The sequence below is a fragment of the Massilia eurypsychrophila genome, assembly GCF_002760655.1.
Taxonomy (GTDB): Bacteria; Pseudomonadota; Gammaproteobacteria; order Burkholderiales; family Burkholderiaceae_D; genus JAFCUW01.
Genome location: NZ_PDOC01000012.1, coordinates 96127 through 106983 on the forward strand (window position 1 = coordinate 96127; position 10857 = coordinate 106983).

At 65.8% G+C, this 10857-nt stretch carries 7 protein-coding genes; all 7 read left to right on the forward strand.

From position 1 onward, the window contains the following. Positions 1-36 precede the first annotated feature (36 nt). The 7 genes from CR105_RS18075 to CR105_RS18105 all read left to right on the forward strand — a co-directional run bounded on the left by CR105_RS18075 (position 37) and on the right by CR105_RS18105 (position 10848). Complete coding sequence (locus CR105_RS18075) at positions 37-3480, forward strand: response regulator (RefSeq protein WP_099790720.1); 3444 nt, start codon at positions 37-39, stop codon at positions 3478-3480. A gap of 44 nt (positions 3481-3524) precedes the next feature. Next, positions 3525-4316: a CheR family methyltransferase gene (locus CR105_RS18080; RefSeq protein ID WP_099790802.1), complete on the forward strand. Its 792-nt coding sequence runs from the start codon at positions 3525-3527 to the stop codon at positions 4314-4316. Further along, entirely contained in the window at positions 4313-4921 is a 609-nt protein-coding gene (locus tag CR105_RS18085; protein ID WP_099790722.1) for a chemotaxis protein CheB, read from the forward strand. Before CR105_RS18080 ends, CR105_RS18085 begins: the two co-directional genes overlap by 4 nt. Further along, entirely contained in the window at positions 4918-6120 is a 1203-nt protein-coding gene (locus CR105_RS18090; RefSeq protein WP_099790724.1) for a hybrid sensor histidine kinase/response regulator, read from the forward strand. Before CR105_RS18085 ends, CR105_RS18090 begins: the two co-directional genes overlap by 4 nt. A gap of 377 nt (positions 6121-6497) precedes the next feature. Then, complete coding sequence (locus CR105_RS18095) at positions 6498-8177, forward strand: RecQ family ATP-dependent DNA helicase (RefSeq protein WP_229413994.1); 1680 nt, start codon at positions 6498-6500, stop codon at positions 8175-8177. Between the two features lie 9 nt (positions 8178-8186). Continuing rightward, positions 8187-9221 carry a ligase-associated DNA damage response exonuclease gene (locus CR105_RS18100; protein WP_099790728.1) on the forward strand — a complete coding sequence of 345 codons (1035 nt, stop codon included), beginning with the start codon at positions 8187-8189 and terminating at the stop codon, positions 9219-9221. Next, positions 9214-10848: an ATP-dependent DNA ligase gene (locus tag CR105_RS18105; RefSeq protein ID WP_099790730.1), complete on the forward strand. Its 1635-nt coding sequence runs from the start codon at positions 9214-9216 to the stop codon at positions 10846-10848. The genes CR105_RS18100 and CR105_RS18105 overlap by 8 nt, the downstream gene beginning before the upstream one ends. The last annotated feature ends 9 nt before the right edge of the window (positions 10849-10857 follow it).

Here is a 10857-nt window from a genome sequence, read left to right on the forward strand (position 1 = left end):
GCGACCATTCTGATAACCCAGCAGGTATGACGGCACATGATCGATAACAGCCAGTTTCGGCGCATCCTCGCGCGCAACGTCGCCTTGCCGCTGGGCGTCGGAATCGTCAGCGCCGCCGTGTTTGTCGGCATCATCGTGTATTTGATCAGCGTTCTCTCCTGGGTCGAACATTCCCAGCGCGTCATCGGCGACGCCAACCAGGTCAGCAAACTGTCGGCCGAGATGGAAACGGGCATGCGCGGCTTCCTCATTTCCGGCGACGAATCGTTCCTGGCGCCGTACCAGCTGGCCAAGCCGCGCATCGAGTCCGAGATCGCCGCGCTGGCCAACGAGGTGCGCGACAACCCGGTCCAGGTGTCGCGCCTGCGCAAGGTGCAGGCCGCCCAGAAGCTGTGGGAAGACTTCGCCAGCGAGATGATCGCCGTGCGCCGCCAGGGCGGCGACTACGTGCCGATGGTCCAGAGCGGGCGCGGCAAGTCGCTGACCGACGAAGTGCGGCGCCAGTTCGCCGCCTTCCTCGATGTCGAGCAGCGCCTGCTGCAGGAACGCAGCGACTCGTCGCGCAACGTCACCGGCTGGTCGGTCGGCCTGTTCCTGCTGTTTAGCCTGTCCGTGGCCGGCATGCTGGCCATTTTCGGGCGCCGCGAACTGGTCGCGCTGTCGACTTCCTATACCAACGCGATCGACCAGCAGCGCGCCCACACCGACCTGCTCGAAGACCAGGGCTGGCTGCGCACCGGCCAGTCCGAACTGGCGATGAAAATGGCCGGCCACCATGCGATGGCGCAGATGACCCAGGCCACGCTCGACCATGTCGCCCGCTACGTCGACGGCATGGTGGCGGCGCTGTACGTGCGCGAAGACGGCGGCGCGCTGCGGCGTACCGCCACCTATGGCTTTTCCGAATCGTGGGCCGGGCAGCAGCAGATCTTCAAGCCGGGCGAGTCCCTGCTCGGCCAGGCCGTGCGCGAAGACCGCGCCATCGTCGTCGACGAGCTGCCGGCCGATTACATCAAGGTGTCGTCGGGCCTCGGGCGCAGCGCGCCGCGCCAGCTGCTGATCGCCCCGTTCCGCAATGAAGGCGAGATCAACGGCGTCATCGAGATCGGCTTCCTGCATCCGACCGGACGGCGCGAGCATGATTTTCTTGCGCTGGTCGGCGACGGCATCGGCGCCGGCGTGGCCGCCGCCCGGTATCGCCAGCGGCTGCAGGAGTCGCTCGCCGAAACCCAGCAGCTCAACGAGGAGCTGCAGGTCCAGCAGGAAGAGCTGCGCACGGCCAACGAGGAACTCGAAGAGCAGTCGCGCGTGCTGGAAGAGTCGCGCTCGAACCTGGAAAACCAGCAGGCCGAGCTGGAGCAGACCAACGACCAGCTGTCCGAGCAGGCCCTCAGCCTGGATTCCAAGAACGTCGCGCTGCACGAAGCGCAGGACCAGCTGCGCCAGCGCGCGCTCGACCTCGAGCGGGCCAGCCGCTACAAGTCGGAGTTCCTGGCCAATATGTCGCACGAGCTGCGCACGCCGCTCAACAGTTCGCTGATCCTCGCCAAGCTGCTGTCCGACAACGTCAACGGCAACCTCAGTGACGAGCAGGTCCGCTTCGCCCAGACGATCTATTCGGCCGGCAATGACCTGCTACACCTGATCAACGACATCCTCGACATTTCCAAGGTCGAGGCGGGCAAGCTTGAACTGGTGCTCGAATCGCTGCCGCTGCGCCGCGTGGTCGACAACCTGGCGTCGACGTTCGAACCGATGGCGCTGCAAAAGCAGCTGAGCTTCACCGTGCAGGTCGACCCGTCCGTGCCGGCCACCGTGTGGACCGACCGCCAGCGGCTCGAGCAGATCCTCAAGAACTTGCTGTCGAACGCCGTCAAGTTTACCGACAGCGGCGCGGTGTCGCTCAAGGTCAGCAGCACGCCCGGCGGCCCGGTGCGCTTCGACATCCACGATTCCGGCATCGGCATCGCGCCAGAACAGCAGCAAAAGATCTTCGACGCCTTCCACCAGGCCGATGGCACCACCAGCCGGCGCTTTGGCGGCACCGGTCTCGGCCTGTCGATCTCGCGCGACCTGAGCGCGCTGCTCGGCGGCGAGATCAGCGTCGCCAGCACGCCGGGCACCGGCAGCACATTTACGCTGGTGCTGCCGCGCACCTGCCCGGCAGAAGCGGAAGCAATCGTGGCCGAGCCGGCGCCGCAGCTAGTGGTGCGGGCAGCGCCGGCCCCGGCTGCCGCCACCCAGGTCGCCATCGCCAGCTTCGACGACGACCGCGCCACCCCGGCCGCCGACGCCACCCGCTCGGTGCTGGTGATCGAGGACGATCCGGCCTTTGCCGGCATCCTGTTCCAGCTGGCCCACGAAATGGGTTACCGCTGCCTGGTCGGCATGACCGGCGCCGAAGGGCTGCAGCTGGCCGGCCAGCACATGCCCGACGCGATCCTGCTCGACATGCGCCTGCCCGACCGCTCCGGCCTGTCGGTGCTGCAGCTGCTGAAGGAAAATCCGCAGACCCGCCACATCCCGGTGCACGTCGTCTCGAGCAACGACAACGGCGGCGAAGCGCTCAGCCTCGGCGCCATCGGCTACGCGCTCAAGCCGGCCACCCGTGAAGACCTCGAAGCGGTGTTCCACAAGCTCGAGGAGAAATTCACCCAGAAGATCAAGCGCATCCTGCTGGTCGAGGATGACGTGCGCCAGCGCGAAAGCGTGGTCGCGCTGATTGCCGACAGCGACGTCGAAATCGCCGCCGTCGGCTCCGGCGAAGAAGCGCTGGCGCTGCTGCGCGCCGAGGTGTTCGACTGCATGATCATCGACCTGAAGCTGCCCGACATGCAGGGCGACGAACTGCTCGAGCGCATGTCCGCCGAGGACTTGTGTTCGTTCCCGCCGGTGATCGTCTACACCGGGCGCAACCTGACGCGCGCCGAGGAACACGACCTGCTCAAGTACTCGCGCTCGATCATCATCAAGGGCGCCCGTTCGCCCGAGCGCCTGCTCGACGAGGTCACGCTGTTCCTGCACAAGGTCGAGGCCAAGCTGTCGACCGAACGCCAGGGCATGCTCAAAACCGTGCGCGGGCGCGACCGCGTGTTCGAAGGCCGCACCATCCTGCTGGTCGACGACGACGTGCGCAACGTGTTCGCGCTGACCAGCGCGCTCGAGCAGCGCGGCGCCAAGGTCGAAATCGGCCGCAACGGCTTCGAGGCGATCAGCAAGCTCGATGAAGTGGCCGCCATCGACCTGGTCCTGATGGACATCATGATGCCGGGAATGGATGGCCTTGAGGCGATGCGCCGCATCCGCGCCGACGGCCGCTACCCGCGCCTGCCGATCATCGCCATCACCGCCAAGGCGATGAAGGACGACCAGGAGCAGTGCCTCGCCGCGGGTGCCAACGACTACCTGGCCAAGCCGATCGACCTGACCCGCCTGTACTCGCTGCTGCGCGTATGGATGCCTAACCTGGACCGCATTTGACGCATTCGAACCCTCAGCTGCCCGCCATCGACATCGAATTGCGCATGTTGATCGAGGCCGTCTACCTGCAGTACAACTACGACTTCCGCGATTACACCGGGGCGTCGCAGAAGCGCCGCGTGCTGCACGCGCTGAGCGAGATGGGCTGCGATTCCATCTCGGCGCTGCAAGCGCGCGTGATGCACGACCCGGCCGCATTCTCGCAGCTGCTGCAGTACCTGACCATTCCCGTCACCGAGATGTTCCGCGACCCGTCGTTTTACGCCGCGCTGCGCGAGCACGTGGTGCCGGTGCTGCGCACCTACCCGTCGCTGAAGATCTGGATCGCCGGCTGCAGTACCGGCCAGGAAGTCTATTCGATGGCCATCATGCTGCGCGAGGAAGGCCTGCTCGAGCGCGCGATCGTCTACGCCACCGACATCAACCCGCAGTCGCTCGAGGCGGCCAGGCGCGGCGTGTTCCCGCTCGATCAGATGCGGCTGTACACCGAAAACTATCAGGCCGCCGGCGGCAAGCGCGCGTTCTCCGACTATTACACCGCGGCCTACGGCGGCGCGCTGTTCGACAAGACCTTGATGGACAACGTCACTTTCGCCGACCACAGCCTGTCGACCGACAGCGTGTTCGCCGAGACCCACCTGGTCAGCTGCCGCAACGTCATGATCTACTTTAACAAGCGCCTGCAGGACCGCGTGTTCGGCCTGTTCCACGAGTCGCTGTGCCACCGCGGCTTCCTCGCCCTTGGCAGCAAGGAGAGCATCGAGTTTTCCGCCTTTGGCGCGCGCTTCGAGCCGGTCGCCAAGCGTGACCGCGTGTACCGGAAGTTGGCGCCATGAGCACGCCCGACTGGTTCACGCCGGCGCTGGCCGCGCGCGACTGGCAGGCGATCATCGTCGCCGGTTCGGCCGGCGGCGTCGACGCCTTGCTGCAGCTGTTGCCCGGCTTGCCCTCGCCGTTGGGCGCGCCGGTGATCTGCATGCTGCACCTGCCGGCCAATCGCGACAGCCGCCTGGCCGAACTGTTTGGCGCGCGCCTGGCCGTGCCGGTGGTGGAGGCGGCCGACAAGCAGCCGGTCGAGCCGGGCGCGGTCTACTTCGCCGGCGCCGGCTACCACCTGTCGGTCGAGCAGGATCGCACCTTTTCGCTCAGCTGTGAGGCGCCGGTGCATTTCGCCCGTCCCGCCATCGACGTGCTGCTCAATTCCGCCGCCGACGTGTACGGCGCCGGCCTGGCCGCTATCCTGCTGACCGGCGCCAACCACGACGGCGCCGACGGCATGGCCCAGGTCCACGCGCGCGGCGGCCTGACCGTGGTGCAGGACCCGGCCGAGGCGCAAGTGGCGACGATGCCGCAGCGCGCCATCGACCTCGATGCGCCCGACCTGGTGCTGTCGCTGGCCGCCATCCGTCAATTACTGCAGTTGTTGGGAGAGAAAAAATGACGTCCCAGGTACTGAGCAAAGTGCTGATCGTCGACGACCTGGCAGACAACCTGCAGGCGCTCGACGCCCTGATCCGCCACGAGCAGCGCATCGTGTTCCATGCCGCTTCCGGCGAACAGGCGCTGCAGCTGCTGCTCGAACACGAGTTCGCGCTTGCCATCCTCGACGTCCAGATGCCGGGCATGGACGGTTTCGAGCTGGCCGAACTGATGCGCGGCACCGAGCGCACCCGCCACATCCCGATTGTATTTACCAGCGCCGCCGGGCGCGAACTCAACTACGCCTTCAAGGGTTACGAAACCGGCGCCGTCGACTTCCTCTACAAGCCGCTCGACAGCGACGCCGTGCGCAGCAAGGTCAACGTGTTCGTCGCGCTCGACCAGCAGCGCCACGAAAGCCGGCGCCAGGTCGCCCAGCTCGAGCAAAGCCGCCAGGAACAGCAGCAGCTGCTGGAAGAACTGCACATCACGCAAGCGGAGCTGCAACGCTCGCTGCGCATGCGCGACGACTTCATGTCGCTTGTGGCGCACGAGTTGCGCACGCCGCTCAACACGCTGTTCCTGGAAAGCCAGATGCGCATCCTGCAGCTGCAAAGGGGGAATTTCGAAGCGCTCGGCCCGGACCGGCTGCCGTCGATGGTGGCGCGCGACCAGCGCCAGATCCAGTCGATGATCCGGCTGATCGACGACATGCTCGATGTCTCGCGCATCCGCAGCGGCAGCCTGTCGATCCGGCCGACGCCGATTGAATTGATGGCGTTACTCGAGCGCGTCGCCAGCGACCTGGCGCTGCAGGCCAGCGGCTACGGCAGCTGCCTGCGGCTGCATGACCATCCGCCGGTCGCAGGCTGCTGGGACGAGTCGCGCATCGAACAGGTGGTGATCAATCTGCTGACTAACGCATTGCGCTACGGCGGCGGTACGCCGGTCGACATTATCGTCACGGCGGCGGAACGTGAGGTACGTATTGACGTGACCGACGGCGGCATCGGCATCGCGCCGGCTGATCAGCAGCGCATCTTCGAGCCGTTCGAGCGGGCCGCGGCGAATGGCGAAGTAAAAGGCCTGGGACTCGGGCTGGCGATTTCGCGGCAGCTGGCAGAAGCGCACGACGGTCGCTTGTTCGTCGCCAGCGACGGCAAGCAGGGCTCGACGTTTTCGTTAGTGTTGCCAATAGGTAAAGTGGTCGGGCAAGCGTAAATACGAGGGCAAACCGCGTGTTAATGGATAAACAGGGCGGTGCTGCGCAGCAAGTCGGTGGTGCAGACGACGTAGGCGGAAACGCCGGCGATGGCCATTTGGATCGTGGTCCAGGTGACTGCGATTTTGCTCATCATGATGTCTCTCCTGAAAATTCGTTAGTGGTGTGTTCGGTATGACTACATCTTATGTTCTGCCGAGCACGCTTGGCATCGGCCAAGCGTCCGCCAACTTGTAGGACAAGCGCTAAGCGACTTGTATGACGGGACACGGCTGGGGTAGGGAGCACTTCCTACGCCGCGTGTAGGCTGCGTCCTATGGAAATTTTATAACGTGCGTAATACAGTTGATTTATGACTAAACATGACCCCCAACTGATGCATCAAGGCTTGCGCGCCGTGCGCCGCAATACCATCACCAAACTGCTGCGAAACGTCTTTGGCGTCGAACGCCTGCGTGACGGCCAGCAGCGCGTCATTGACAGCGTTCTCGACGGAAAGGACACGCTGGCAATCATGCCTACCGGTAGCGGCAAATCGCTGTGCTACCAGATTCCCGCCAAGATGCTCAAAGGCACCACCGTGGTCGTCTCGCCACTCATTTCGCTGATGAAGGACCAGCTCGAAAAGCTCGAATCGATGGGTATCCGCGCCGCTCAGCTCAACAGCACGCTGTCGGCAGCGGAAGAGGCCGCCGCGCTCGATGGCATCCGCGATGGCGCCCACGAGATCGTCTTCTGCACCCCCGAGCGCCTGACCCAGCCCGACTTCGTCGCCGTGCTGCGCGCCATCGACATCGCCCTGGTGGTCATCGACGAAGCGCACTGCATCTCGCACTGGGGCCATGACTTCCGTCCGGCCTACCTTGAAATGGCCGCGTCGATCCAGGCGCTTGGCCGCCCGCCGGTGCTGGCGCTGACCGCCACCGCCACCGACGACGTGATCGAAGACATCGGCAAGCAGCTCAGCCGGCCCCGCATGAATGTCGTCAATACGGGCATCTATCGCCAGAACCTGCATTACAACGTGGTCCAGGTGGTCAATGCGCGCGAGAAGGTCGGCGCCGCGCTGCGCATCGTGCGCGACTCGAACGGCTTCGGCATCATCTACGCGGCCACCGTCAAGGCGGCCGAGGAGATGCACGAGGCGCTGCTGGAGGCCGGCGAAAGCGCCGCCATCTATCATGGCAAGCTGACGGCGCGCGAGCGCAAGGAAAACCAGGACCTGTTCATGGCCGGCGAACGCCGCGTGATGGTCGCCACCAACGCCTTCGGCATGGGCATCGACAAGCCGGACACCCGCTTCGTCATCCACCTGCAGGTGCCGGCCAATCTGGAGGCCTATTACCAGGAGTCGGGCCGCGCCGGCCGCGATGGCCAAGACGCCTGGTGCACGCTGCTGTTCCTGCAGGACGACAAGCGCGTCCAGCAGTTCTTCCTCGTCAAGCACTACCCGACAGCGAATGACCTGAAGGCGGTGTACGACGTGGTGGTCGGCCTGATGGGCGACCAGCCGGTCACCTTCGACCGCATCGACGCGGCCGTCGAGGAGATCGCGTCCAGCAAGCTCAAGATCTGCCTCAAGCTGCTCAAGGACGGCGCCCTGCTGCGCCAGAACCGCGCGCTCGCCTACGTGCGCGCCAGGGCCGAGCCGAGCGGGGCGCTCTTTAGCGAACTGGCGCAGATCTACGAGACCAAGCAGGAGCGCGACCGCGAGGCGCTCGAACAGATGGTGTCGTACGCGGTCAGTGGCTTTTGCCGCTGGAAGGTGCTGCTCGATTACTTTGGCGACGACGTGCCCGGCTTCGAGAAGTGCTGCCGCTGCGATAACTGCATCAGTCCGCCGGCCGCGCTGGAGCTGCCCGAGATCCGCGACGACGAATTCGACCGCGAGGTCGAGGCGCCGACGCCGCCGCCGCTGTTCGAGATCGGCGCCAGCGTCCGGGTACCGAAGTATGACGTCGGCGTGGTGCAGGCCGTGGCGGGCGAAGAAATCACCATCGAATTTCCCGACCAGAGCACCCGCACGTTCATGGCCGAATTCGTGGCCCCGGCCTGAGGGGGCCGCATGGGAGACATGGTGGTGGTCCGCAAGGAGGGCCTGTATTGCGTTCCCGGTCAATTTTATATCGACCCGTGGCGACCCGTCGACCGCGCCGTGATCACGCACGCCCATGGTGACCATGCGCGGGTAGGCCACGGTCATTACCTGTCGGCCGCCTCTGGCGTCGGCGTGCTCAAGTCGCGCCTCGGCCAGGACATCCATATCGACGGCATCGAATACGGCGCCAGCGTCGAGCACAATGGCGTAAGGATTTCGCTGCACCCGGCCGGCCACGTGCTCGGTTCGGCCCAGGTGCGCATGGAACACAAGGGCGAAGTGTGGGTGGCGTCGGGCGACTACAAGGTCGAGCCGGACCGCACCTGCGTGCCGTTCGAGCCGGTGCGCTGCGATACCTTCATTACCGAATCTACTTTTGGGCTGCCGATCTACCGTTGGGAGAGCGAGCAGTCGATCTTCGACGACATCAACGGCTGGTGGCGCAAGAACGCCGCCGAGGGACGCTGCAGCGTGGTGTTTGCCTACTCGTTCGGCAAGGCGCAGCGGATCCTGTCAGGGCTCGATCCGACCATCGGTGCCATCATCTGCCACGGCTCCGCCGAGCCGCTTAACCGCGTCTACCGGGAAGGCGGCGTTGATCTGCCGCCGACCAAAATGGTCACCGACGTCGACAAGGCGGCGCTGAAGACGGCGATCGTCATCGCGCCGCCGTCGGCCGGCGGCACCACGTGGATGAAGCGCTTCGGCGACTACAGCGACGCCTTTGCCAGCGGCTGGATGCAGCTGCGCGGCGCGCGGCGCCGGCGCGGTGTCGACCGCGGCTTCGTGCTGTCGGACCACGCCGACTGGCCGGGCCTGATGACGGCGATCCGCGCCACCGAGGCGCCGCGCGTGATCGTCACCCACGGCTCGATTCCGGTGATGGTGCGCTGGCTGCGCCAGGTGGGGCTCGACGCATCGGGCTTCAACACCGAATACGGCGACGACGAAGCCGACGAAGTGGTTGCCGCGGACGTGCCGGAGGAGGCGGGCAATGCGTGAATTTGCCCGCCTGTTCGCCGAACTTGACGAAACCACCGCCACCAATCGCAAGCTCGACGCGCTGCAGGCCTACTTCGGCAGCGCCGCGCCGGAAAACGCTGCCTGGGCGGTGTATTTTCTGGCCGGCGGCAAGCCGCGCCAGGCGGTGCCGACCAAGCTGCTGCGCCAGTACGCGGTCGACTACGCCCAGCTCGACGAATGGCTGTTCGAGGAGTCTTACCAGGCGGTCGGCGACCTGGCCGAAACCATTGCCCACATCCTGCCGCCGCCCCAGCGCCACAGCGACGTCGGACTGGCAGAGTGGATGCAGGAACGCATCGGGCCGTTGCGCGGCGCCGACCCGGCCGTTATCCGCGAGGCGCTGTTTACATACTGGAACGAACTCGATACGCGTGAACGGTTTTTGCTGACGAAACTGATCGGCGGCGGCTTTCGGGTCGGCGTCTCGCGCCTGCTGGTTACCCGCGCGCTGTCGACCATCGCCGCCGTCGACAGCAAGCTCATTGCGCAGCGGCTGATGGGCTGGACCGACGGCAGCGTGCGGCCCACCGCAGCCGGCTTCCTGCAACTGATCGCAGCGCCGTCGGACGACGAGCACAAGCTGCGCGGCGGCCAGCCGTATCCGTTCTTCCTGGCGCACCAGCTGCAGGGCGAACCGGCGGCGCTGGGCGACGTCGCCGACTGGCAGGTCGAGTGGAAGTACGACGGCATCCGCGCCCAGCTGGTGCGCCGCGGCGGCCAGAACTACCTGTGGTCGCGCGGCGAAGACCTGATCACCGAGCGCTTTCCCGAACTGGCCGCGCTGCGCCTGCCCGAGGGCACGGTGGTCGACGGTGAGGTGCTGATCTGGAACGACGGTGTGCCGGCACCGTTCGCCGACCTGCAAAAGCGCATCGGCCGCAAGACCTTGTCTGCCAAGCTGCTGGCCGAACTGCCCGCCGTGCTGGTCGCCTACGACCTGCTCGAAGAAGGCGGCGTCGACCTGCGCGCCGTGCCGCAGTGCGAGCGGCGCAACCTGCTCGAAGCGCTGGTCGGCCAGGTCGGCCAGGAACAGCTGCGCATTTCGCCGCTGGTCGAAGCCGACGGCTGGGAACAGCTGGCGCAGGTGCGCACCGAGTCACGCGCACGCGGCGTCGAGGGGATGATGGTCAAGGCCAGGGCGGCGCAATATGGCGTCGGCCGCACCAAGGACGTCGGCACCTGGTGGAAATGGAAGATCGACCCTTACACCATCGACGCGGTGCTGATTTATGCGCAGGCCGGCCATGGCCGCCGCGCCTCGCTCTACACCGACTACACCTTCGCCGTATGGGACCTGGACGAGACGGGCGAGCGCAAGCTGGTGCCGTTCGCCAAAGCCTACTCTGGACTGACCGACGCCGAGATCGCGGTGGTCGACTCGGCCATCCGCAAGACCACGGTCGAAAAATTCGGCCCGGTGCGCAGCGTGCGCCCGACCATGGTCTTTGAGATCGGCTTCGAGGGCATCGCGCTGTCGAGCCGGCACAAGGCGGGCATCGCGGTGCGCTTTCCGCGCATTCTGCGCAAGCGTGACGACAAGACCGTCGACGACGCCGATTCGCTCGATACGCTCAAAGGCCTGCTGGCCGCGGCGGTCTGCGGGTGAGCAAGAGCC